The 26,766-nt window shown below is 53.5% G+C and carries 16 protein-coding genes; 12 read left to right on the top strand and 4 right to left on the bottom strand.

Going from position 1 to position 26,766, the window contains the following annotated elements; genetic code table 11:
- Nucleotides 1-15: 15 nt before the first annotated feature.
- From QTO31_RS12290 to QTO31_RS12275, 4 genes are read right to left on the bottom strand one after another with little or no spacing between them, the layout of a single operon-like run.
- A complete protein-coding gene (locus QTO31_RS12290; RefSeq protein ID WP_301429284.1) occupies nt 16-1,188 on the bottom strand; it encodes a response regulator in 1,173 nt (390 codons plus the stop codon).
- Nucleotides 1,189-3,360, bottom strand: coding sequence for a response regulator (locus QTO31_RS12285; RefSeq protein WP_301429283.1), 2,172 nt, complete (start codon nt 3,358-3,360; stop codon nt 1,189-1,191). It lies immediately after the preceding gene.
- Nucleotides 3,344-3,739, bottom strand: a complete 396-nt coding sequence (locus QTO31_RS12280; protein ID WP_031460777.1) for a response regulator — start codon at nt 3,737-3,739, stop codon at nt 3,344-3,346. The genes QTO31_RS12285 and QTO31_RS12280 overlap by 17 nt, the downstream gene beginning before the upstream one ends.
- Nucleotides 3,736-7,362: a PAS domain S-box protein gene (locus tag QTO31_RS12275; protein WP_301429282.1), complete on the bottom strand. Its 3,627-nt coding sequence runs from the start codon at nt 7,360-7,362 to the stop codon at nt 3,736-3,738. The genes QTO31_RS12280 and QTO31_RS12275 overlap by 4 nt, the downstream gene beginning before the upstream one ends.
- A gap of 1,465 nt (nt 7,363-8,827) precedes the next feature.
- Between QTO31_RS12275 and QTO31_RS12270 the strand changes: the two genes are divergently transcribed.
- The 12 genes from QTO31_RS12270 to wecB all read left to right on the top strand — a co-directional run bounded on the left by QTO31_RS12270 (nt 8,828) and on the right by wecB (nt 26,730).
- Nucleotides 8,828-10,453, top strand: coding sequence for a hypothetical protein (locus tag QTO31_RS12270; RefSeq protein ID WP_031461300.1), 1,626 nt, complete (start codon nt 8,828-8,830; stop codon nt 10,451-10,453).
- A 9-nt stretch (nt 10,454-10,462) separates the two neighbouring features.
- Nucleotides 10,463-10,882, top strand: coding sequence for a hypothetical protein (locus tag QTO31_RS12265; RefSeq protein ID WP_031461299.1), 420 nt, complete (start codon nt 10,463-10,465; stop codon nt 10,880-10,882).
- Nucleotides 10,883-10,958: 76 nt separating this feature from the next.
- Entirely contained in the window at nt 10,959-12,524 is a 1,566-nt protein-coding gene (locus QTO31_RS12260; protein WP_411278401.1) for an ATP-dependent acyl-CoA ligase, read from the top strand.
- Between the two features lie 536 nt (nt 12,525-13,060).
- Nucleotides 13,061-14,662 carry an ArnT family glycosyltransferase gene (locus QTO31_RS12255; protein ID WP_301429280.1) on the top strand — a complete coding sequence of 534 codons (1,602 nt, stop codon included), beginning with the start codon at nt 13,061-13,063 and terminating at the stop codon, nt 14,660-14,662.
- A 157-nt stretch (nt 14,663-14,819) separates the two neighbouring features.
- Entirely contained in the window at nt 14,820-19,145 is a 4,326-nt protein-coding gene (locus QTO31_RS12250; RefSeq protein WP_301429279.1) for a hypothetical protein, read from the top strand.
- A gap of 319 nt (nt 19,146-19,464) precedes the next feature.
- On the top strand, nt 19,465-20,742 hold the full coding sequence (locus QTO31_RS12245; RefSeq protein ID WP_301429278.1) for a LamG domain-containing protein: 1,278 nt from the start codon (nt 19,465-19,467) through the stop codon (nt 20,740-20,742).
- A 12-nt stretch (nt 20,743-20,754) separates the two neighbouring features.
- Nucleotides 20,755-21,078 carry a hypothetical protein gene (locus QTO31_RS12240; protein WP_301429277.1) on the top strand — a complete coding sequence of 108 codons (324 nt, stop codon included), beginning with the start codon at nt 20,755-20,757 and terminating at the stop codon, nt 21,076-21,078.
- Entirely contained in the window at nt 21,071-21,775 is a 705-nt protein-coding gene (locus QTO31_RS12235; RefSeq protein ID WP_301429276.1) for an SDR family NAD(P)-dependent oxidoreductase, read from the top strand. The genes QTO31_RS12240 and QTO31_RS12235 overlap by 8 nt, the downstream gene beginning before the upstream one ends.
- A 26-nt stretch (nt 21,776-21,801) precedes the next feature.
- Nucleotides 21,802-23,148: an ANL family adenylate-forming protein gene (locus QTO31_RS12230; protein WP_301429275.1), complete on the top strand. Its 1,347-nt coding sequence runs from the start codon at nt 21,802-21,804 to the stop codon at nt 23,146-23,148.
- A gap of 28 nt (nt 23,149-23,176) precedes the next feature.
- Entirely contained in the window at nt 23,177-24,682 is a 1,506-nt protein-coding gene (locus tag QTO31_RS12225) for a polysaccharide deacetylase family protein (RefSeq protein ID WP_301429274.1), read from the top strand.
- Entirely contained in the window at nt 24,679-25,641 is a 963-nt protein-coding gene (locus tag QTO31_RS12220) for a transferase (protein WP_301429273.1), read from the top strand. Before QTO31_RS12225 ends, QTO31_RS12220 begins: the two co-directional genes overlap by 4 nt.
- A gap of 3 nt (nt 25,642-25,644) precedes the next feature.
- Nucleotides 25,645-26,730, top strand: coding sequence for a non-hydrolyzing UDP-N-acetylglucosamine 2-epimerase (gene wecB, locus QTO31_RS12215; RefSeq protein ID WP_031459507.1), 1,086 nt, complete (start codon nt 25,645-25,647; stop codon nt 26,728-26,730).
- Nucleotides 26,731-26,766: the final 36 nt, after the last annotated feature.

Here is a 26,766-nt window from a genome sequence, read left to right as displayed (position 1 = left end):
TCCGTTCTCAAACCTTTACCCTGTCGGTGGTGTCGGCTGCGTCACCTGCGCTGTCTCAAGCTGCTTGATCAGTTGATCGGCAATATACAAAATCTGTTGGACGAACGGATGTTTTGGTTGTTCAAGGATCAGCGGCGTACCACGATTAACCGCAGTTACCACTGGTTGCCCACCGCTCATTACGTGAAAGTTAACCTTGCGCCGTAATACCCGCTCGATCTCGTTTATTCCAATCCCTACCCCTGAATTGGACCGATTCAGGACGATGCTAATTGCACGTTGATTAATTCCCAGTTGACCGGCTAAACTGAGAAACATACTAGTGTTTTTCAGTGGACCTATTTCCGGGGTAATCACCAACAGGACATGATCGGCACGGTCAAAGACTGATAGGGTGCGATCATCGTAGCTTGTCTGACAATCCACTACCACATAATCAGCGCTAACCGCCAATAAATCGAGAATACGGGTCATGTGATCGGCGTTGACCAGTTCGGACTCTTCAGGGCGTGGCGGTGCCAGCAGCGCCTGTAATCCTGATGGATGGGCGAGCAATACCTGATTAATCATCTCGCGCTCGATTTCGTCGCTGGTGCGTACAACATCGACGATGCTGCGCGTCGGCGCAATATTGAGATGGACGGCCACATCGCCGAAGGTGAGATCGGCATCGACAATAATAACCCGACGACGGGTACGCAGACGTAGTGCCAGTGCCAGCGACACAGCAATGGTCGTCTTGCCGACACCACCTTTGGCGCCAAAAACGGTAATAATCTTCCCGCGCGGTAATGGCGTAGCCGGAGCATCGCTGGTGATCCGTGTCAGCAGATTTTTTACCCGGTAAACCAGCTCTTGTGGTTCAAATGGTTTGGCCAGATAATCGTTCGCACCCGCCTCGAATCCGGCAATCTTGGCGCTAATATCACCCTGAGCGGTCAGCATCAAAATAGGTAATGTCTTGGTGAGCGGATGCTGCCTCACCCGCTTGCACAGCGTATAACCATCGATACCGGGTAAAAGCACATCACAAATCAGCGCGTCGGGAGGAGTCTTGTAAATCTGCTGTAACGCCTCTTCCCCACTGGTTGCACGCCGTACTTCATAGCCGGCACCACGCAGCATTAATTCCAGCATCTCGGCCAGGGTATCGTCATCATCAACGATCAGGAGAGTTGGCGGTTTCATTTAATTGCTCCTCTCAGATGCAGCCAGTCTATTGAGCAATGCCTGTAACGTGCCGGCAGCTAATGGAACAAGCAGGTAGTCGTCGGCGCCAAACGTCACAGTCGTAGCAGCGCGTGGTTCTGCGGTAGCCGGTGCAATGGTTACAATGCGCGCATTGGTAAAATATTCGCGCAACTGTACCAGCTTCGCCGTGTGTGTCCCTTCAATCTGGGTCATATCAACCAGAATGAGGTTAGGGGGAGTCGGTGACTTGTATTTCAGTGCATGTTCAACATCGTTGATCATATCGTACATGAAGCCCCGTTCGCTGAGTGACTGGCGTAACAGACGACGTTGAATTCCGTTTGAACTGATGATCAGTGCGCGCCAGACTGTTTCGGTTTTGGTCGTTGCGGTATCTTTTGCAGTAGCAAGAACGAATGGTGGCGCATCGTCACGATGAGCGTCAACGATCACGCGATTGCGCCCGGCACGTTTGGCCTGGTACAGGGCAGCATCGGCGGCCTGCATCACCCCGACTTGACTCCGATGGTGGGGGTATCCGGCAATGCCGGCACTGAAGGTCACGTTAAACATCCCGTTTGGCCCGTAGTGGCGTAATGCGGCAAAGCTGCTACGTAGACTGTCGATCAGGGTGCGGGCTTCGGTCAGCGAGGTATTGGGTAGAGCAACCAGAAACTCTTCACCGCCGTGGCGCCCGATCAAATCGCTCTGGCGCAGACGTTGTTGCAACAGACGGGCGAAGCTGCGTAACACCTGATCCCCTATCAGATGCCCATACGAGTCGTTGACCCGTTTGAAATGATCAATGTCGATGATCGCAATCGAGAGTGGCTGTTGCAGGCGTTCGGCGCGGGCGAATTCACGCGCTAGCTCTTCTTCAACTGCCTGATGGTTAAGCAAGCCGGTCAGACTATCGCGTAGCAGGAAGCGTTGGAGATAGCGGGCGCGCACCGCACGCGCTGAGATAGCTGCAACCAGGTCTGTCGGAGTGATTGGCTTAGCGAGAAAATCGTCGGCACCGAGCGATAACGCTGCTTGTTGTTGGGTTCGATTCGTTTCGGCTGAAAGAAAGACTATGGGCATTCCAACATAGCGATCTTGTTGACGAATGATGCTGGCTAGTTCTTTACCGCTACAGATCGGCATATACATGTCGAGAATAAGGAGATCAGGCCGAAATACCTGTAAATGATCGAGCGTTTCACGGGGATCGGTGATAGCCCGGGCATGGATGCCCGCTACTTCGAGTTCGCGGACACAGCGGTTTCCAAAATCGGGGTCATCATCAACAATGAGCACGCGCAAGGGTATCGGTTCTTCGTTGCCGGTCAGTCGATCCAGCGCATTAATGAGCTGCCCGGCATCAACCGGTTTGGCAAAGTAGGCGTGACCACCACTGCGCACAGCAGCCAGCCGGGCATTAAAATCGTCGCGTTGTGAAATATAGATGACGGGTACAGGCGCAGTGCGCTCGCGCTGAAGCGCAGCAATTGCTTCGATACCGGACAGATCACCTGATGGGAATACAATATCCATGATAATTGCTGCCGGGTTAATTGCCCGCACCAGCGTTGGCAGACCCTCAAGATCGGTCACCAGATGGATGTCGTAGTTAAAAAGACGTAATTGTTCGGCAAGAGTATGCGCGTACTCCCGATCATCTTCAACCAGAATGATGGTGCGGGGAAGTTTGTTGGTCTCACGTGGAATAGACAGCTCTTGCTCTGGCATGACGGCGGTGGTGGTCGGTGCAGCTTCTGCTGGTGCTGCTGTTGATACTGAGGATGTGGTTGCCGATAACTGAGAAGGTTCGGCAGGTGGCGCCTCGGCGGTGTGCGATTGATCCTGAGGCACCATACGTTGCAACAGCGTGATCTGGTGGGCCAGACGCTGACGGGTAACTATATCCGGCAGGTGATCGTGTTCCAGCCATGCTTGTAAGCCAAGATCAATCTCACGGGCAACCGAACCGAGATCGGCAAAGCCAAACATGGCAGCCGACCCGGCCAGTTTGTGAGCAAGTTGGCGGACTTCCAGCCCAACCGACTTTTCCCACCGGCTCTGTTCGAGGTGTTGCCAGGCGCTAAGAATTGCCGCCACACGCTCGGCAAGCTGTGCTGCGTAGCGTTGACGCAGCGCGGCAAACTGTTCGTTAGGATCGGGTTTCATGGGCTTTAACCCAAATGTCTGCAACCTGTGCCGATAAAGTCATGGGATCAAAAGGTTTTGAGATAACGTCAGCCGCTCCCATTGCCAGGTACTGTTCGATCTCGTGACGCTGAACACGAGCGGTCATAAAAACAACCGGCGTCTGGGTCAGTGACGGCTTCTTCCGTAGTTCGATCAACGTGGTTGGTCCATCCATACCTGGCATCATCACATCGAGCAAGATCAGGTCAGGGGCAAATTGTTCAGCAACGGCCAACGCTTCTTTACCCGAACTGCACATCTGAACAGTATAGCCACCGACCGCTTCCAGGGCCAGTTGGGCAACCATCTGAATATCGGGATCATCCTCGACAAAGAGTATCTTCTGTAGGGACGTCACAACGATTCCTCCTTTATCGTTTTTGGTGTCTGATCGAGCAAACGGCTGACAGCGGTGATCAGTTCAGTATTGGTGGTTCGTGATTTGACCATGGTTACGGCAACGCGACTGGCGATCTCTGGTTCTAGATCACGGACTGAGAAGAGAATGATCGGCAGCGGTGGTTGCTGTTGCTCAATCAGTGGTAAGAGTTCGATCCCGTTGCCATCGGGTAAAATCTGATCGAGAATCACCAGATCAAATGACTGTTCTTTCAACAATGTTTGTGCCTCGCTGATCGTCGAGGCCGTCGTTACATCAGCGATCTCATCGAGCAAGAGACCAATAATTGCCGCTACATCGCCATCATCTTCGACATGCAGAATATGTGGTCGGGTAGCTCTGGTGCGTTGTACTGCCCGCCGTAAGGCGGTTAGTAGTCGTTGTTGATCGATTGGTTTTGATAACCAGTCTACCACATCTCCATCAGCGTTGTTCAGCATTTGTTCTTCACCGGCGCGTGCCGATACCACAACAATTGGCAGATGGCGGGTATGTGATTGTTGACGAATCTCACGGATGAATGCTCTGCTATCTTCGTTGGGCCAGATCAGGTCGAGCGTAAGTGCACGGTACTCGTGCTGATTGAGGAGATTACGCGCTTCAGCAAGCGAATAGGCGACATCGGTTGCATAGCCAGCCTGTTGTAAGATCAGCGCGAGCAGGGCGGCAATATCGGGATCATCCTCGCAGATCAGGATGCGGGGTGCATGCGATTGGGCTGGTGGAAGTGATATGGTAGCTGTATGCGGACGATATTCGGCGAGATCGACATAAAATGTTGTTCCCACACCGGTTGCGGTCACGAAGCCGATCTGTCCGCCGTGACGCTCAACAATTGCGCGGCTGATGCTCAATCCCAGCCCGGTACCACCCTGCTGGCGGGTATTTGACGAGTCGGCCTGGGCGAACTTCTGGAAGATACGACTGCGGAATTCAACGGGTATGCCTGGCCCGTAGTCGGTGACGGTAACGCGCAGTCGGCCATGCGGTTCTCGGCCAATGGCAATTTCTACCTTGCCGCCAGGAGGCGAGAATTTGATTGCGTTGGAGATAAGGTTGGTAAAGACCTGCGTGATACGGTCGGGATCGGCATAGACCTGCACACCGGGCAGGGTCGCAGTGAGTTCGAGCGTTACATCATACTGCTGGGCAAAACCACGGTTGGCTTCAATGGTTTGTCTGAGCAACTCGTCGAGCACAATGGGTTGAAACTTAAAGACCATCTTGCCCGATTCGATCTTCTCAATATCAAGAATATCGTTGATCAGACGTATCAGCCGCTCACTGTTTTTCAGGGCAATATCGATCATCGATGCTGCCCGTGGTGGTAATTCACCGACCACACCACCAGCTAGTAAGCCAAGTGAACCTCGGATCGAGGTGAGCGGCGTGCGCAGTTCATGTGAAACCACAGCGACAAACTCATTCTTCATTCGTTCGATAGCCCGCCGTTCGGTGACATCGCGGAAGAACCAGACGCGGCCGTAATACTCGCCTTCGGCGCTGATGACCGGTGCACTGTAGCGTTCGAAGGTACGACCGTCTTTCAATTCAATTTCAGCTTTGCCAGTCAGTTGGGGATTCGCATAGAGTTCTTCAATCTCATTCCGTACTCGTTCTGGTTCGCAAACCTGGGCCAGCATTTTCTCCATACTGACTGCACACGTTGTTGCATGCACCGGCAGCTCAGTAAGATGCCACATTTCCAGAAAACGCCGATTGGCGTACAGCCAGCGCCGATCAGGTGAAACAACCAGGACGCCATCGGGTGAGGCTTCAGTCTGACATTCGAGCAGGGTCTTCTGGAAACGGAGCTCACGCTCGGCATTGCGACGGGCGGTAATGTCGTGGAAGCTGGCTACTGCAGCGTATACCTGACCGTGATCATCGCAGAGTGGCTGTGAATTGATCGATATCCAGGTCAGTTCTCCATTCGGCTTGTGAATGCCCATAATGACATCTTGTTGCGGCTGTCCGGTGGTCAGTGACACCATAATCGGATGTTCTTCACCGGGGAAGGGGCTACCATCTTCACGGATTGCCTGCCACCTCGGATCGAAGCTGGTACGACCGATCAACTGATCATAGCTCAGACCAAGAATGTGTTCAGCACTGGCATTGCAGGTCTCGATGATGCCAGATTTATTCATCACCACGATACCCTCGCTCATCGCAGTGATCACTGAACGGTAGCGCGTTTCACTGGCCCGTAACTGTTCTTCACTCTTCTTACGGGCGGTAATGTCGAAGCGCACAGCCAGATAGCGTTCGGGCTGGCCATCCTCGCCGATGACCGGGACAATTGTTGTATCAACCCAGAAGAGATGACCATCTTTGGCCCGGTTGCAGATTTCATTTCGCCAAATCCGACCGGCTTTGATCGTCTGCCAGAGATCGGCAAAAAACTCTGGTGGGTGAACCCCCGACTTGAAAATGCGATGATCCTTGCCGATCAACTCATCGGCCCTGTAACCGGTGATCGTACAAAAGCGTTCATTCACTTCCAAAATACGCCCTTCTGGATCGGCGATAGAAAGGATTGCCGACTGATCGAGAGCATTCATAACATCGCGGCTCTCTTTGAGGGCGGCGCGGAGCATTCGCTCCATCTCTTTCTGATGCGTGATGTCGGATTCAATAGCGATAAAGCGAATCAGGTTATGCTGATGATCGTACACTGGTGAGATGTTAATCGCCAGCCAGTACGGGCGGCCATCTTTGGTATAGTTAACAATTTCGGTCTGGATCGACTCGCCGTTGTGAATAGCCTGGCTCATCAGTTTGACCGTCTCTGGATCGGTCTCAGGGCCTTGTAAAAAGTGACCGGGCTTACGACCAACGACTTCATCTAAGGTGTAGCCAGAGATACGGGTAAAGCCTTCATTGACCCACTCGATATGCCCTTCTCGATCAGTAATAATGACTGCGTTATCGGTAAAACGGGCGACCAGCGAAAGCATCTGCAACTGTTCGGTTTCACGGCGAGCACGGCGGGTAAAAGGTCGCAAAACGAACACGCCACTGCCAATCACTAACAGCATAATGATGGCTAAGATACTCGATTGAATCAGCGCAATTTGATCGCGCAGGCGCTGGCTTTCGGTCAGCAGCAGGTTACTTATAGCGTTCAGACTACTCTGTAGGGCGGCCAGATTCGTTTGCATCGCCCGCAGATTGGGATTATCGCGGTTGAGCTGCTGAGGCGGTGTTTCGATGAATTGGGTGACATACTGCAAAAATCGCTCGAGGGTAGGGGTGATCTGCTTGATTGAGGGGGATGATGAAGTTGCAAGCATCTGCCGGTGGGTGCGCTGGATGTCACTACGCAGCGTGCGTAACTCGGCGCGTAACGCGGTGGCCCGTTGTGCATCGGCAAAGAGCACCAATTCATTTGCGATCAGCACCACTTGCTGTGCCCGAATTTGTTGTTGATGAGTCACTTCGAGGAGTGCGTCATTTTGGGCTAGGCGGGATGAAAACGTGACCAGTAACCAATACCCACTGATCACTAAGCCTAAAATCAGCACAAAACTGACAATGTAGGTAAGCGTCAAGCGCTGAATTGGTGAAGTCATCTGCATAATGGTACCTTTTCATTGAGGAGCAGCGGGCAAGGCCAATCAGAATGTTGCAGGCTGGCCGAGGCCTCATGCGCTATGAAGCAATGGTCTCTCTGTAAATCTCTGGTGCACAAGGATTTTGGCAATCGCAATGGGTTGATTGATCTCGTCGGGTGGTAGCTGTAGGTTGGTTGTCATAGCCCGTCTCCTCGTTTGATAGTGATGTTCATTATACGCCGCCGGTATTTCCATAGCATTTCGGTTGATGAATGAAACTGGTCTAATGGTCTAGAAGCGTCATATATCGAGTGGAGAAGATGTAGAGGCGGCTTTCCCAGCCGCCCGCGGGAAGTGTATAGAACGTAGAGGCGGCGTTTCCAGCCGCCCGCGGGAAGTGTATAGAACGTAGAGGCGGGTTTCCAAGCCGCCTGCGGGAAGTGTGGAGAACGTAGAGGCGGCTTTTCAAGCTGCCCGCGGGAAGTGTATAGAACGTAGAGGCAGCTTTTCAAGCTGCCTGCGGGAAGTGTGTAGCACGTAGAGGCGGCTTTCCAAGCCGCCTGCGGGAAGTGTGTAGAACGTAGAGGCAGCTTTTCAAGCTGCCTGCGGGAAGTGTGTAGAACGTAGAGGCGGCGTTCCAAGCCGCCCGCGGGAAGTGTATAGAACGTAGAGGCAGCTTTTCAAGCCGCCCGCGGGAAGTGTATAGAACGTAGAGGCGGCGTTCCAAGCCACCTGCGGGAAGTGTGGAGAACGACGAGGCGGCTTTCCCAGCCGCCTGCAGGAAGTGTATAGAACGTAGAGGCGGCTTTTCAAGCCGCCTGCGGGAAGTGTGTAGAACGTAGAGGCGGGTTTCCAAGCCGCCTGCGGGAAGTGGGGAGAACGACGGGGCGGCTTTTCAAGCTGCCTGCGGGAAGTGTGTAGAACGTAGAGGCGGCTTTTCAAGCTGCCTGCGGGAAGTGGGGAGAACGTAGAGGCAGCTTTTCAAGCTGCCTGCGGGAAGTGGGGAGAACGTAGAGGCAGCTTTTCAAGCTGCCTGCGGGAAGTGTATAGAACGTAGAGGCGGCGTTCCCAGCCGCCCGCGGGAAGTGTGGAGAACGTAAAGGCGGCTTTCCCAGCCGCCCGCGGGAAGTGTGTAGAACGTAGAGGCGGGTTTCCAGGCCGCCTGCGGGAAGTGTATAGAACGTAGAGGCAGCTTTTCAAGCTGCCTGCGGGAAGTGTATAGAACGTAGAGGCGGGTTTCCAAGCCGCCTGCGGGAAGTGGGGAGAACGACGGGGCGGCGTTCCCCACCTGTCCGCTGGTATGTACTGTTTGCTTGCAATGTCTGGTATGATAAGGGTAAGTTCCTCTCGCGTTACTGTGCCTGGGTCGAACGCAGGGTCGCATGTCTGGTGACTGCCCATGGAATCTACAGCAAAACGTATCATAACGAATACCGAATGAAGACGCAGACAGCACTTGCTTTGACTTCGTACTCCAAGGAACAAATCCATGCTTGACCGTTGTATTACCGATGTGAAGTTGAGAAAAGCCGATTACGACCAATTAGCTCCAGAGTTACAGGCCCGCCTCTTTGACCTCGAACAGATGCTGCTAGAGGCGCGTATTCCGACGATTTTCGTGTTTGAAGGGTGGGCCGGAACCGCAAAAGCTCGCACGATTGCGACCTTAACCCGTCGGCTCGATCCGCGTGGGTTTCGTGTGCATTCAATTACGCCGCCACGAACGTATGAGCAGCAGTATCCATGGTTGTACCGTTTCTGGTTGAAAATTCCTAGTTATGGGCAGATGAGTTTCTTTGACCGCTCGTGGTATCGCGAGTTGCTGGCTTCCTACATCAGTGGTGGTGATCGCGATCAGTGGCGTACCCGTTGTGAAGACGCGGTCATCTTTGAGCGTCAACTGGCCGATGATGGCGCATTTATCATTAAGTTTTGGTTGCATATCACGAAAAAACAACAGGCACGCCGTTTCGCAAAGTTGCTGGCCGATCCACTCAATGCCTGGCGGGTAACGGATGAAGATCGGTGGCAGCATCGCCACTATAAACAGGTCTATCTGGCCGTCGAAGAGATGCTCTCGCGCACTGATACCGCCTTTGCGCCCTGGCATGTTGTTCCTGCTGCCGATAAACGGTACGCTCGCCTTACCGTATTGCAGATCATTGTTGGTGCGCTGGAGAGCCGCTTGGGGATAACGGCTCTTGATCGGGGAGCCAGTCTTGATGACAGCGGATCGGCCTTGCGGCGCTCTTACATCGAACTTCGGATGCCGGTACAGCCGGTGGCAGTAGAAACGAGTGTTGAGCGCACAATGTTCCTTCCCCAACCAGGTAAACCAACCCCAACACCGATTGTAACGGCGTCGGTTGCCCCGCTATTGCGTGCAGCCAGTCCATTACAGCGGGTTGATCTCAGTTTACGGCTGGACGACGAAACCTATCACCACGAATTGAAGCGGTTGCAGGCCAAACTTTATCTGCTCGGTTTACAGGTATACCATCAAAAGCGACCGGTTATATTCGTGTTTGAAGGATGGGATGCTGCCGGGAAAGGTGGCGCCATTCAGCGCTTGACCGCCGAACTCGATCCACGTGCGTATACCGTGCATGCCATTGCTGCTCCTTCTGGTGACGACAAGGCGCGCCACTATCTCTACCGCTTTTGGCGTCGTCTACCTCCCCGTGGTCAGTTTGCCATTTTTGACCGTTCGTGGTATGGGCGGGTTCTGGTTGAGCGGGTTGAGGGTTTCGCCCGGCCTGACGAGTGGCGGCGGGCGTATGCCGAAATTAATCAGTTCGAGCGCCAATTAGTTGATTTCGGTTCGATTATGGCCAAGTTCTGGTTGCATATCAGCCCTGAAGAGCAGTTACGGCGTTTTGAAGCGCGGCAACACGTACCCTACAAAGCCTGGAAATTGACCGACGAAGATTGGCGTAACCGCGAGAAGTGGCCTGCCTATCTTGAAGCAGCCGATGAGATGCTGTTGCGCACCAGTACACCATATGCGCCGTGGACTATTGTTGAGGCGGAAGATAAGAAGTATGCGCGGATCAAGGTACTGCGTACCGCCGTTGAGGTGCTCGAAGCTGAATTGGGGCCGGTAAAGCTAACGTAGGAGTTGTGTATGAGGCGTCGGTGGTTGTTCTGGCCTGGAGTTGTGATCATCGGCTTGTTCGTTGCCGTCGGGTTAGAGATAGTGCTTGGGAGTGGCGGCGCAGCGATGGGGATGGCGCTGAGTGTTGTCGTTGGAGGGGTGATTCGACACTGGCAGGAGCGGGTAGCCTTTTCGTGCCGGGTGAACGGGCCACGATTGCATCCATTGCAGGTAAGTGCGTTCGGTGTGATGGCGCTTGGGGTGCAATGGTATTATGGGCTGGGAGGTGGTGCCGTTGCCACGTTGAGCATGTACTGGCCGGTGTTGGGTAGCTCGTGGTTACCTTTACTGTTGGTCGGCGCCGGTGTAGGCTGGCTGGGTGTGCTCAGCGTGAAGAGCAGTTGTCGTGATGAACAGTTGTTGGCAATGATGGGTGAACACTATCGGTAGTAATACGAAATGAACCTGGGAAGGCCGGTACGTGTCGGCTGGGTAAACGGTTGTATAACGTTTGAGGCTCGTCATGATGAACACGATCTGGCATGCGCTTGCAGAGCAGGCAGAACTGCAACCTGATCGGATTTTGCTCAGGTTTGCCGACCAGCAGTGGCGTTATGCAGAAGCGGCAATGTTAGCACGTCGGGCAGCGGGTGTGTTGGGTGATCTTGGTGTACGACCAGGTGATCGAGTGGGGCTGATGCTCGGCAACACGCCAGACTATCTCTGGGCGTGGTTTGGGTGTGCCTGTCTTGGCGCAGTTGTTGTGCCGATCAATATCCACTTGAAGGGTGATGTACTTCACTATATCCTTGACCATGCCGGTGCAACGGTGCTCATTATTGAGCCGCATTTGTATGAACGGATTACTACGTTGCGCAACCGGTTGCCAACATTGCAACATGTGATCGTGCGGGGTGATGGTGAAGCGCTGCCCGAAGCAATCGCCTGGAATCAGGCACTCACTTCTGCGCAGCCCGTCGATCCCTCACCTGGTAACGCTACCGATTTGCATAGTATTCTCTATACTTCTGGTACTACCGGTCCACCTAAAGGTGTGATGCTCAATCATCATGCGTATCTCCATTCGGCAGCACTGTTTGCCGATGTTATGATTGGCGCGACCGCCGATGATGTGTTTGGTACCAGTTTGCCGCTGTTTCACATTAATGCGCAGGCGCATACGGTGTTACCCGCCATCTATCGCGGTACGACCATCGCCCTGATCGAGCAGTTCAGCGCCTCGCGTTACTGGCGACAACTGGCCGATCTGGGAGCGACCGTGTGCAATCTGTTGGCGGCAATGATTCCGATCTTAATGAAGCAACCACCTTCGCCCGATGATCGGTCGCACCGGGTGCGGATCGCTGCCTGTGCGGCTACCCCACCTGATCTGTGGCGAGCATTTGAAGAGCGGTTTGGCCTGACGATTATTGAAGGGTATGGGTTAACTGAGACTACCGGTTTTTGTGTGGCTAATCCACGGGATGCAGTACGAGTCGGTACGTTTGGCAAGCCGATGCCAGGCTTTGAGTTGGCCATTTTCGGCGCCGACGATACCCCGCTACCGGCAGGTGTTCCCGGCGAGATCGTTATTCGTCCGCAACGAGAACATCTCATAATGATGGGTTACTATCGTCAGCCTGAGCAAACGGCAACGGCACTGCGGGGGGGATGGTTTCATACCGGTGATCTTGGTCAGCTTGACGAGGCTGGATACGCGATCTTCATTGATCGGCTCAAGCAGTCGATTCGTCGTCGCGGCGAGAACATCTCCTCGTGGGAGGTTGAGCGGGCAGTAAATGCACATCCAGCCGTGCTCGAAAGTGCTGCAATAGGCGTGCCCAGTGAATTAGGCGAGGAAGAGGTCAAGGTTGTGGTGGTGCTGCGTCCCGGGGCAACGCTTGATCCGCTTGATCTGGTGCGCTGGTGTGAAGAGCGGTTGGCCTACTACGCGGTACCGCGCTACATTGAATTCCGCGAGAGCCTGCCCAAGACGGCGACTGAACGGGTTGAGAAGTACAAACTCAAAGCCGAAGGGATCGGCCAGGCATGGGATCGTGAGGCTGCTGGTTATCGGGTGAAGCGTTCGTGACATAAGGTAGTCTTCATCTTTCGTTGCCCCCTCTTGTTCTCACCAGATGAGAGCAAGAGGGGGTTAGCTTTTCAGAAAGGAACGGGTCTCGTACCTCCAACCTCTTCCCTTCCTCTTCTCATTGGGGGAGGCAGGGGAGAGAGTCAAACGTGATCCATAGCAAGCACATTGAACTGCTGAAGCACAGCTTCGGGATTCTACAAAATAAAGCGCGCTAACAGCATAGGTGTTGGGGGCGAGGCGACGTTTGCGAGTGGTAAGGTTTCCGTCACAATCAGAGCTGACAAAAGATAACAAAGCTATCATCGTTCTCCTCTTCTTTTTATAAAGCGTCGTCATACCTGTTTGGTAGGGTATGACTGTCTGACAAACGCTGGAATGGTGAAAAGATCGCATGAGTGTTCTGCACGATACCACAATGGAAGCCCCGGCAGAAGTAGGGTATTTGCGTAGACGGTGAGGCTATTGTTTACGCAGATCAAACCGCCAAACATCAGCACCAGATGGTTGGCATGAACTGAAGAAGGAGCAAGTCAGTGCACAATCAGAAGACGGTCGCCAATCAGCCATTTGCCGAGACAGGTGTTATGGTAAAGTGGAATACTTACGGGTGGCGCATTTATTTATTGTTAGTACTGTTCATAGCTGCTGTACTCAGACTTAGTTCACTCTCAATGATGGAGTTTCGCCATGACTCGGCATACTGGGCACTTGATGGGTATCGCATCTTGCAGGGAGATTATTATCCGTTAGTCGGTCAACAGGTTGGAAGTGTTCGTTCACCGCTATATAACGGTCCCGCTCTATCCTACATAACAGCAATTGTATTTGCAGTATTCGGTTACAAGCCATTCTTTGTTTCGGCACTTATTGCGACGCTAAATGTATTTGGTGTCTATTTAGTTTATCTTGTAGGGTGTCGTCTGTATTCGCGCAATGTTGGCCTGATAATGGCAACGCTTGCCAGCGTGTCACCATGGATTGTGTTGTACAGTCGCATGTTCTGGCCGCAGTCGCTGTTCCCCTTTCTCATTCCGCTGGTGTTATTGTGCTTGATCAATGCGCTCGAAAAAGATAGGGTTATTGATTACACTTTGACCGGTATTTTACTTGGTCTAGGCCTCCAGTTGCACCTTTCAGTGCTGGCAATTGTAGGGACAAGTATGTTGATTTTGCTTATCTATAGTAAAACAAAATGGCAAGTATCATTTTACACTTTCGGTGTTGCTATAGGGTATGCACCCAATATTATCTACGACCTGACTTCAGATTTTGTTCATATCAAGAGTATCATGTCGCTTCCTTCTCTCCATGCCGTCGATGAGCCGAGAATCTTTCACTTCGCCAAAACGATATGGAATTTTTCCAATGTCCTATCAGGGCAAGGATTGTGGGTAAGTAAATTATCGAAGTCTCAGCACCTGCCGTCATTTATCGATTGGGGTCAAGGTGTTTTGTATTCGCTAGTATTTATGATTTGTCTCGCTGCTATATTTTACTACATCGCCGGTGATTCACAGGTTGATCGGTTGCGTTTTAGAATTTCATATAAAGATGCAATAGTGCTGCTAATTTTACTTTTACCTCTGGCTTATCTCTTTTTTTCAAGAAGTTTGATTCAGCGGCACTACTTCCTCTTTATCTATCCGTTGCCGCTGCTGGTGATAGCAAGAGGGTTTGAGATATTGAGTTCAAGGATTTTTCTCAAGAAAGATACTGTACAAGTAAGATTGATCTTTTTGGTAGTTCTGACAATCATGTGTTTACTTAATTTAATAACAATAGGGTACGCAGCGCGTTTTCTAGAACAGACAGGTGGTCAAGGAGAATATGGGACGGTTTTTGTTAACAAGGATCGGGTGGCGAGTTATATTGTCGAACATTCTAGTGGTGAATACATCGTCGATCTCAGTCATGTACAGGAGTCGTTACCGTATGTATTTCTCTTTCAGTCTCGTGGAAAGATTATTATTGATGGTGATCATATGATTGCCGATACAATTCAATCTTATCCACCATCTCATCGATCACTGAAGTATCGTATCGTCGAGACTTATTACCATCCAGTCGTTGTCGAACCGGGAGAACAAATCGTATTCCAGGTACAAGGTATTGTTGTTCTAGTGCGTGGGAACTAGTGGCGAGCGGCACAGACACGACTTTCATCTCTCTCAACAAGATCCTTCGGCGAGACTTGTCGGTTATGACATAATTCTCACCTTCACCCCTGTCACGTTCAAAGGTTGTTCAGGTTTTCTCTTTAGACTGTCGGTACCAGATATTCAGGGGGGGACTGTGCAACCTACGCAGAATGCTCGGTACTGGATACGGCTAACCGGTTCGTGCGCGATTACATTACTACTGCTCCTGCTCGTTGCTAATCTATTTCCACCCACACCGGTTTCGGCAACGATCCCTAATCGTCAGACGTGGTCTCACCAGCCAGGAAGCTGTCCACCAGCTCTGGAAGGAGCTGTATTTGGTCTTGCTGGCGATGCTTGCGGTGGTAGTGGTACCGGTTTCGATACCACCCAGATTTACGGTCATTCAATTATCCGTGATAACTCATCGCCTGTTGCACCCTGCGAAGGTGGACGAACAACTGGAGTCTGTTACCGAATGTGGTACACCGGTTTCGATGCCTTTGGCGTCCGCCGTATCGGTCTTGCACTCTCTCCTGATGGCATTACCTGGACCCGTGTCGTGGGTCCTGGACCAAGTGGCAGTGTTCTCGGTCCTGGCCCATCTGGAAACTTTGACAGTACCAATGTTTCCTTCCCTAGTGTCATTCGCACTGCGGCAGGATACCTGATGTGGTATACCGGTGGTGATGGCAGTACTTTTTCTATTGGACTAGCTACCTCTTCTGATGGCGTGACCTGGAGTCGTGTTCCCGGCCCACTCAGCGGTGGGGCCGTACTGCGACCGTCTGGTGTAGCCGGTACGTTCGATCAGAGTATCGTTGCGGCCTCGCGTGTGATCCGCGACCTTGCTACCACTACCGCACCCTGCGAAGCTGGTCGCACATCTGGTTTATGCTACCGCATGTGGTACCAGGGTATCGATAGTAGCAATCGCTTCTTCATTGGCTACGCCGTTTCACCAGATGGCTTGAACTGGACTCGTATCCCTGGGCCGGGAACCAATGGGAGTGTGATTGGTGAAGGTCCAACCGGAACTTTTGATGCCCGCAACGCTGCTGTTGCTGCTGTTGTGAAGGATGGGCTGCGTTATCGAATGTGGTACAGCGCCCAGGATGCTAGTGGCGCTCATCGGATTGGGCACGTCGTTTCCCTCGATGGGGTAAACTGGGTGCGCCCACAACCAAACGATCCGGTGTGGAGTGGTAGCGACGATCCCGGTACACTAAGCCCAGACAATGTCTGGAGTCCGTTTGTGATCAAAGAGGGGCTAAGCTACCGCATGTGGTACAACCATACCACTCGTGAAAATTCGCGCCGAGTGGGATTGGCCCAGATGACACCAGGCACACCACTGAGCGCCGTTGGCTTGAGCGGGATAGGAACCAACTACACCGTAACGTTTACCACTGCTTCTTCAATACCGGCAACGGGATATGTGCTTATCAGCTTTCCAGCGAGTGTTGCGACTTCGACGATTACACCGGTTGGCTTGAGTGGCTTTGGCGGCGGCGCAACACTAACGCTAGAGGAGGGGATTCTCACCGATGCCGAATCAGGAGGAGATGCACGCGGAGCGCTATTGGTACGCCTAAGTGCTGATGCAGCTCCTGGTCCTAAGAGTATTACCTTTTCAATAAGCCCTCCGCCTGCTGATGACACCACTGTTCTCGTGCAAACCTTCGACAGTCGTGAAGTACTCGAATATGCCAGTGTGACGATTGGGGCCGGTGGTGTAGCGCCGACACCAACCAACACGCCGATGCCGACGGCGACCAACACGCCGACGAACACACCGACAGCAACCAACACGCCGACCAATACACCGACGGCGACCAACACGCCGACGAACACACCGACCGCGACCAACACACCGACGAACACACCAGGACCGTCACCAACGCCTACACCACCACCCGATCCAGCCCCAAACAGTCAACCATGGACGCAGGTAAATGGGCCATGCGCCGATGGCGCAATCTTCGGTGATGTGGACAGTGGCTGCGGTGGCGGCGGCACCAATTTCGATACTGAAGAAATCTTTCCACCAAGCGTCATACGAGACGAGGCATCAACCCTCCGTCCGTGTGAAGGTGGTCGTACTAGTGGTATCTGTTATCGAATGTGGTACGTTGGAGTCGATAATCCTACCGATGCCAATCGTCGGATCGGTTATGCGGTTTCACCCGATGGGATTACCTGGACTCGTGTGCCTGGCCCACTAACCGATGGAGCCGTCTTTGCAGGTTCTGGTATCTCTGGTCGCTTCGACGAATTTGGTGTCTCTACGATGTACGTCATTCGATATGGTAGTGTCTTTCGCATGTACTATTCTGGATTTTCGGCTCGTGGGGTAATTGATAGCATCGGTCTTGCGGAATCAACGGATGGTATCAATTGGACACGAGTGAATGGCCCTTTCTCTAACGGTGCAGTTGTAGCACCATCCAGGATTGTTGGACAATTTGACACAAGTTATGTAGTCGCGCCGGTAGTGCTGGTCGATAACGCCTCACCGATTGCTCCGTGTGAAGGTGGACGAACCAGCGGGGTATGCCATCGGATGTGGTTTGAAGGGGTCACAACTTCCCCCAGTTACACCTTCCGCATCGGCTACGCTGTCTCGCCTGATGGCATTAATTGGACCCGTATGCCGCTTTACAGCGACGGATCGGTCGTTCAACCTGGCCCTTTCGGTGACTTTGATGACAATAACGTTGGTGTGCCGATGGTCATCAAAGACGGAGCCATCTACCGAATGTGGTTTGAAGCGAATGGCTATACCACTGGCTACACCACTGGCTACCTTGTTTCCACCGATGGACGCAACTGGATTCGGGCTACACCCAACACCGCGGTCTGGACTGGGGCAATGGATAGCATTAACGTTGGGACACCTGATGAGGTCTGGGCAGTGCGCGTACTGAAAGAAGGTGCATCCTACCGAATGTATTACACGACCAGTACTCGCCCTAATGCCCGTCGTTTTGCCCTGGCAACAATGACACCAGGCAATCCGCTCGGAGTCAATGTTGAGCAAACGGGAACAACTTACACGCTATCGTTTACGACAGCGGCTATTCCGGCTGGTGGAAGTGTATTAATCACCTTACCGCCAGACATCCCTCTCAGTGCAGTTAGTGTTGGGGCAGTCAGTGGGTTTGGTAGTGGTGCAGCATTCGTTGCTGATCCAGCGGCAGTGACTGATGATGTTGCGGCAGGTGTAGCCCGTGGCGCGTTACTGCTTCGTCTTCCGGTCGGTGCGTCTGCTGGGGATAAGAGCATTACTTTTACCCTGAGTGGATTAAGCTCCGATACCTCAGCTCTGGTACAGGTCTTTAATGCCCGTGAAGTAATCGGGTATGAAGCAGTAGAGTTACCACTCATACCGCCAAGCCCGACCCCGACCAGCACGCCAACGAACACGCCGACGGCGACGAACACGCCAACGAACACACCAACGCCGACTGAGACGCCGACCAACACGCCGACGGCGACGAACACGCCAACGAACACACCAACGCCGACCGAGACCCCAACCAACACGCCGACGGCGACCAGCACGCCAACGAACACGCCGACGGCGACCAGCACGCCGACGAACACGCCGACGGCAACCAACACGCCAACGAACACGCCGACGGCGACCAACACGCCGACCAACACGCCGACGGCGACCAACACGCCGACCAGTACACCGACGGCGACCAACACGCCGACCAACACGCCGACGGCGACCAACACGCCGACCAGTACACCGACGGCGACCAATACGCCGACCAGCACACCGACGGCGACCAATACGCCGACCAGCACACCGACGGCGACCGAGACCCCGACCAACACGCCGACGGCGACCAATACGCCGACCAACACCCCGACGGCGACCAGTACGCCCACGCCGACCGAGACCCCGACCAACACGCCGACGGCGACCAACACGCCGACGAACACACCGACGGCAACCAACACGGCGACGAACACGCCAACGCCGACCGAGACGCCGACCAACACGCCGATGGCGACCGAGACGCCGACCAACACGCCGACGGCGACCAACACGCCGACGGCGACCGAGACGCCGACCAACACGCCGACGGCGACCAGCACGCCGACGAACACGCCGACGGCGACCAGCACGCCGACGAACACGCCGACGGCGACCAACACGCCGACGAACACGCCGATGGCGACCAGCACGCCGACGAACACGCCGACGGCGACCAACACGCCGACGGCGACCAGCACGCCGACGAACACGCCGACGGCGACCAACACGCCGACGAACACACCGACGGCAACCAACACGCCGACGGCGACCCGCACACCAGTTCCAACAGCTATTTCTGCACCGACTGTTTATCGATACTACATACCGCTTATGTTCAATAGCTACAGTCGCTATCTGGTCATTGATGAACGTTCGCACCTGACAACTATCCCAAAGAGTATTTGTCCAGAGCCTGTTTGCCCGAATTAGCAGCAGAGGGTCGAAAACCGTATTCGCCCCTCTGTCACCACGGAAACGACATGGCAATTGGTAGACGATGACATTTTGTTCACTATCGACAGATACTTGATTTAGTTGTTATTCAATCGATCTTGCTAGGCTACAGGCGTCACGAATCTCGATATCGCGATGACTAGGGTGACAACACTCGCTCAATGAGGCCACAACACATGGGCCATATAAAGAATGTAGACGGTACCGCCTATTCAAGGGTATACATCCCAGTTCAGCCGATGGAGAAGGGTTTTGGACAAGCGTCGTGATGTTCACCTCAGAATGGAGCGGGCAAATGGGGTGTTATGAGGCGTACCCATGGTATTACAGAACGTTCAGTTCCACGCTATCGGGCCTGCTGGTTACAGCGTTTCTGTTCGGAACATTACAGCCTGCACACGTAACCCAGTCCCAAAATGGGTATTCGGTGCGCTTTTACGGCAGCGATACCAATGACGGTGATCGGGTCAAAATACCATTGGGATTGATTGACAGCAATGGACGAATGACCACTTCGTACCCGATCAATCTGGTTAACGTATTCACCATTGAGTTCTGGATGAAAGCAACTGCCTCCAACAACAATGCTCCCGCATGTTCCAATGGATGGTATACCGGGAATATCATCCTTGATCGCGATGTCTTTGGAGCAGGTGATTATGGCGATTACGGGGTTGCCATCTGTGATCAACGCCTGGTTGTTGGAGTTAGTGTTGGCACCGACGATAGATTATTAATTGGTAACACGGTAGTTACTGACGGTGTCTGGCACCATATTGCGATTACCCGTGCAGAGAGCGGTCAGATCCGACTATTTGTAGATGGGCAACTCGATGGGGAATTGAACGGTGCAGTAGGTCGGATTGATTACCGAACAAACCGACCAACCGGTTATCCAAATAGTGACCCGTATCTGGTGCTGGGTGCGGAAAAGCATGACTATTCCGGTAGTCGCTATTACAACGGTTTGCTCGATGACCTGCGTTTCTCACGGGTGGTGCGTTATACAACACCCTTTGCCCGCCCAACTGCACCACACACTATCGATGCAGATACTGTTGCCCTTTATCGTTTTGATGAAGGATCAGGAGTTCGTATCGGCGATAGTGCACCTGGTGGGGTGAATACTGGCGAGTTAAAGCCCCGACCAGGTGGTGCAGCACAACACTGGTCGACCGACACACCCTTTAGTAATACGGCTCCAACGAGTACGATTGCGCCAACGGCAACCAGCACAAACACGCTGACCGCAATCGCCACCACATCGCCAACAGCAACCGGCACGAACACGCCGACTGCGATTGCCACCACTTCGCCAACGGCAACCGGTACGAACACGCCGACTGCGATCGCCACCACATCGCCAACAGCAACCAGTACGAACACGCCGACTGCGATCGCCACCACATTGCCAACGGCAACCAGCACCACGTCACCAACGGCGACCTACACCATCGTTCCAACCGCATCTCAGACACCATCAGCTACGTCGTCGATTGGTAACGCACCGATAGTACCTACACCACACATCCGGGTCTATATTCCACTGATTACATATGTAATTGGCAATTAGGAGTAACGAAATATGACGAGTCTACCCATTTCGCGAGCTGAACTGAGCAACTTGGTCATCGACGGTCTGCGTGACATCCTTGAGCAAAGTGACCGCCCCATACCCGCAACGCTTGATGAACAAACGCTTCTGTTTGGCAAAGGGGCACTGCTCGACTCGTTGGCTCTGGTCACGCTGGTAGTCGACCTTGAACAGCGTCTTGAAGAGCAGTTTGGCTTGACCCTTACGCTGGCCGATGATCGGGCAATGTCGCAGCGTCATAGCCCGTTCCGGAGTGTTGGTGCGCTAGTTGATTATCTTGAGCAGCTCATTGGCGAGGAGTCAGGCAGTGACTGAACGTGAAGTTGTGCTTATTACGGGGAGTAGTCGCGGGATCGGGCGTTTCCTGGTCGAACACTTTCTTCAACGAGGAGCGCTTGTTGAAGGGTGTGCCCGCAATCCAATCGACTGGGAGCTTCCCGGCTATACTCATCATCACGTTGATGTGACTAACGAGAGTCAGGTCAAGGCGATGCTGAGTTCCATTCAGCGTCGGCATGGACGGCTCGATATTGCCATTAACAATGCCGGGATTGCCGCAATGAACCACGCGCTATTGATGCCGGGTGAAACTGCCGGTCGGATTCTAAATATCAATGTTTTGGGTAGTTTTCTGGTCTGTCGCGAAGCAGCCAAACTCATGCGCCGACGGAACTACGGTCGAATTGTCAACTTCAGTACGATTGCGGTGCCGTTGCGGCTTGAAGGTGAAGCGCTGTACGTCGCAGCCAAGAGTGCCGTTGAGATGTTGACCCGCGTGCTGGCACGGGAGTTTGCGCCGTTCGGGATTACCGTGAACGCCATTGGTCCAACGCCCATCGAGACCGATTTGATCCGGGGTGTGCCGCGTGAAAAACTGCAACAGATCATCGACAGCCTGGCAATTCGTCGCTTCGGCACATTTCGCGATGTTGCCCACGTGATTGATTTCTTCGTTAACCCGGCCAGTGACAACATTACCGGTCAGGTACTCTATCTTGGCGGTGGTGGGTGATCGGGAGCACCACATGGAGGTTTGTGATGAGCATTGTATGGCTGTATGAACGAATGGCCCAACGGGCGTTGCATCCGGCAATTGTCTGGCACGACCATCTATACACCTATCACGATCTGCTCTCGCGTATCCAGTCCTGGCACGACGTGCTCGATCAATACGACATTGGCCCCGGGCAGGTCGTCACGATAGAGGGTGATTATTCACCAAACGCGGTAAGTTTGCTGTTGGCGTTGATTGAACGCAACGCCATTGTTGTTCCACTCACCCAGAGTGTTGCCGCGCAACGGGAAGAATTTCTGGCGATTGCCGAAGTGCAGGTCGTGGTACGCTTCACCGATGATGATCACTGGCAGATCGAGCGACGCCCGGTAAATGTTACCAATCCGTTGATGTTGCAATTGATTGAACGCCAGCATCCGGGATTGGTGCTCTTCTCATCTGGCTCGACCGGCAAGAGCAAGGCTGCCCTCCACGATTTTATCCCGCTGCTCGAAAAATTCAAGGTTCCCCGTCATCGCCGGGTCACGCTGACCTTCTTACTCCTTGACCACATTGGCGGGATCAACACGCTCTTCTACACACTGGCGAATGGAGGGACTGCGGTGGCAGTGTCGTCGCGCGATCCCGATGTTGTCTGTCAGGCAATTGAGCGGCATCGCGTGCAAACCCTCCCTACCTCGCCAACGTTCCTCAACCTGCTATTGATTTCCGAGGCCTACCGACGCTACGACCTCTCGTCGCTGGAGCTGATCACGTATGGGACGGAAGTGATGCCGGAAAGTACGCTGCAACGAATTCATGAACTATTCCCGCACGTCCAACTCTTGCAGACGTATGGCCTTTCCGAGCTGGGCATTCTGCGCTCGAAATCGCGTGATTCCAATTCACTATGGGTCAAGATCGGCGGCGAGGGTTTTGAGACCAAAGTCGTCGATGGGGTCTTGTGGATACGGGCCAGATCGGCGATGCTTGGCTATTTGAATGCACCTAGTCCCTTCGATGAGGAAGGATGGATGAATACTCAGGATGTGGTCGAAGTTGATGGGGAATACATCCGCATCTTAGGCCGACGGAGCGAGATCATCAACGTAGGCGGACAAAAGGTATACCCGGCGGAAGTGGAGAGTGTTTTGTTACAGCTACCGAATATCAAAGATGTCGCAGTGGTTGGTGAACGGCATCCGATCACCGGCCAGATTGTGACAGCGCGCATTAATCTGTTTGAGCCGGAAGACCTAACCGAGTTGAAGCGACGAGTCCGCGCATTCTGTCGCGAACGACTGGCACCGTACAAGATTCCGGTCAAGATTGTGATTACCGACCAAGAACAGCACAGTGCTCGCTTTAAGAAGATGCGGAAACCGTCGTAGCCGTTGTGTGGATGAACCTGGAATGTCTATGATACCGATTGTTCATCTGGCAATCGATCCGGCGCTAGCACCACAACGCCCTGAAATCACCTATACCTGGCGCACGTTGCTTACCGGTATGGGGTATGGCTGGCAGGAACTACCGTGGAATGCCTCAGCGGTAACGATTGCCTACGTTACCGATCCAGCGCTGGCACCATCAGCTCAGATAGTGATCCACGCTCAGCCTGAACGTTGGGCCAACCCTCAGCAGGTTCGTTTGATCGGCCATACGCAATGTCACGGCTACACCTTACCGCGTCTGGAAGGCGATACCTCGCAGGCATACCCGCAGGTAGTTAATGGCAGCCTGCATATTGCCGATGACCCGATTTTTGCTGCGTTTTGGCTGCTCAGTGGCTACGAAGAAGATCAATATCCGACGCTCAAACACGGCTATCGCGATTTGAGCGGTTCGCCAATGCTCACCGCAGGCTTGCTACGCCGCGGATTAGCCTCGGCAATTGGCTGCTGGCTGGCCGACCTTTTACAGCGATGTGGGTTGCCGCCAGGTATGCCACGCTGGCCCAACAATGCTGTACTAGCAGCTTCCTGCGGTCACGATGTCGATTATCCGGAGGTAGTACGCTGGCTAGAACCACTGCGTATTCTGTATCGACAGGGGATAAAGGGGCTACGGGCTGCAATCGATGTGATACGTGGTCGGCGTAATCATTGGCACTTTCACTCCTGGATGGCTCTTGAAGAGCAACTTGGTACCCGCTCGGCATTCTACTTCGTTGCCCGGCAAGGTTCGTTGCTCGAATATGCCACCGGTCGGCCTGATCCCTTCTACGATGTGCAGGAGCCTCACTTTCGCCAACTCTTCCGTGAATTGAGTGCTGCGGGCTGGGAAATTGGTCTCCATGCCAGTTATCTAGCCTACACCAACTACAACATCTTGGCGGCTGAACGTGAGCGGCTGGCTACAGCTAGTGGTCAACCGATTGAAGGGAATCGCCATCACTACTGGCATCTTGATCCTTACCAACCAGAACAGACACTCCTAATGCACGAACAGGTTGGCTTTCAATACGATGCTTCGCTGACCCATAACCATTATATGGGCTGGCGACGGAGCAGTACTTGGCCCTTCTTTCCGTGGCATCGGAAACTCCGGCGGGCAATTCGGACACTGCAACTGCCTACAGGCTGGATGGACGATCATCTGTTTGGGCAGAAACAATTTAATCCCGGCGAACGCCACATCCTTCTTAATGAGCTACGCGAAACGGTTATCCAGCAGGGAGGTCTGCTTCTAGTCGATGTTCATGATTATGTCTATGATAACACCCTCTTCCCCAACTGGGCTGCAACGTATCGTGGCCTGTGGGAAGAGCTCGCCACACGCGGTCGCGTTTGGTTTGCCACCCCGGCAGCGATTGCCAGACACTGGATAACACGAGCAAATCAGCTTGCAGCCGTCAGTACCGGTCTAAATGAAGAAGCGATGAACCAACCGCTTTCCCTGAAGACTTCATCACAGCCGATATGAACATCTTGCGAACTGTCATTTTTGGGTTGCTCTTTATTATGCCACCGGCGTTCAAGCCGATGATCTTACGCATTGCTTGCGGTGCCCGGATCGGGCGCGGGGTATCGATTGGCTGGTTCAGCACGGTGATGGGCCGTCACATCAGTATCGGTGATTACAGCGCCATTCGTCCGCTGACGGTTATTCATTGCGGTGGTGATCTCAGAATTGGACGCTACAGCATTATCAGCAGCTTCACCCTGGTCTACGGTGCGGCCGGGATATGGATTGGCGATCACTGCTACATCGGCCCGCAATCGCTCATTAACACCGAAGAAGAGGTGCGAATGGGTGATTGGAGTGCACTTGGGGCGCGTTGTACGGTCTACACGCACGGCTCATTCTTGCCCTACACGGAAGGTTACTGGGTACGGTTCGCACCGGTGGTCATTGGTCAGCGGGTTTGGTGTGCAGCCGGTGTCTTTCTCCATCCCGGCACAACGATTGGCGATAACAGTTTTGTAAACTCGCGTTCAGTCGTCAGTGGCGAAATCCCGGGCGACTCGATTGTCGAAGGCCATCCGGCGCGGGTTGTAAATACGATGAGTCGGATGCAGCGCACGATCACGCCACGCCGACTTGAGGCAATCGCTGCACAGATGCTGCGTCACTTTCTGACTATTGGTGTGCATCACGGCGACTTGCAACTGCTAACTGAGGAACCGCATCCACTGGTTCAAGTTGGTCGGCATACGTACCGCATTGTGCTAGTGCCGGCAAGTGGTGATATTCCCTATTCTGACCCTGATCAACCAACCCTCTGGATCATCTGTCGGCAGCATTGGCGTCCAGCGCAGTCAACCCTTTGGCTTGATTTAAAGACCAACCAACGTAGTGCTGATCGTAACGCAGTGCTCGACGCATTGTGCACGTTTTTGCAGCGCTATTACGGTGTTCAACTCGAATACGAAGAGAGGTAAACGATGGCTCGTGTTCTGACCGTTCTCGGCACTCGACCTGAGATTATTAAACTCTCACCACTTATTCCCCTGCTTGAAGAGCGTTTCGATCATATTCTGGTACATTCTGGCCAGCACTATTCGTATGAAGTTGATGCCATCTTTTTTGAAGAACTCAACCTCCCGCGTCCACGTTACATGCTCGGCGTCGGTTCAGCCCAACACGGAGAACAGACAGCCCGTATTCTTTCGCGCCTAGAGCCGATCTTGCTGCAAGAGCGGCCCGATCTTGTGCTTGTTCAGGGCGACACCAACACCACAATGGCCGGCGCGCTCTGTGCAGCGAAGCTAGGCTTTCCGGTGGTGCATCTGGAAGCGGGCGGGCGTTCGTTTAATCGGGCAATGCCCGAAGAACTGAACCGCGTGATTGTCGATCATATCGCTGAAATTCTGTTGGCTGCCGACGAAATAGCTGCGGCGAACTTGCGCGCTGAAGGGCTACCGGAAGAGCGGATCCACGTCATTGGCTCGACAGCAATCGATGCGGCACTCCGGCATCGCGAGCGCGCAGCGAAGAGCACAATTCTGCAACAACTGGAATTAACACCGGGTGAGTATCTGGTCTTAACGTTACATCGCGCCGAAAATACCGAGCCAAATACACTGCCGGGGATTGTTCGGGCCTTTAACGAGCTGGCTGAAACCTACCGGATAGTCTTTCCGGTGCATCCACGCACTGCGGCCGCCCTTGAACGACAGGGTTTGCAGCTCTCACCACGGATTCTGGCGATCCGTCCACTGGGTTATCTTGACACCCTCTGTCTGGTACAGTCGGCGCAGGCCCTGCTCACCGACTCAGGTGGTCTTCAGGAAGAGGCTGCCGTCTTAGGGACACCCATCCTGCTGGTACGCAACGAAACCGAATGGCGCTATTTGGTTGAGGCTGGTGTAGCTGTGCTCATCGGCAACACCTACGAGAGCATTCTCACCGGCACTGCAACCTGGCTCAGTCCTCCTGGTTTAAGTCGTCTTCGCACTGCTCGCTCCCCTATCGTTAGTGGGGCAGCCGAACGTGCCGTTGTGATTATGGAAGCATCTATTAGTAGATAATTATTTTTTTGTCACCAACATATCTACTAATCGTTA

Origin of the sequence: Chloroflexus sp. MS-CIW-1 (assembly GCF_030444705.1) — a bacterium.
Lineage (GTDB): Bacteria > Chloroflexota > Chloroflexia > Chloroflexales > Chloroflexaceae > Chloroflexus.
The sequence above is the reverse complement of the archived record's forward strand: the minus strand, read 5'-3'. Positions and strand labels throughout refer to the sequence as shown.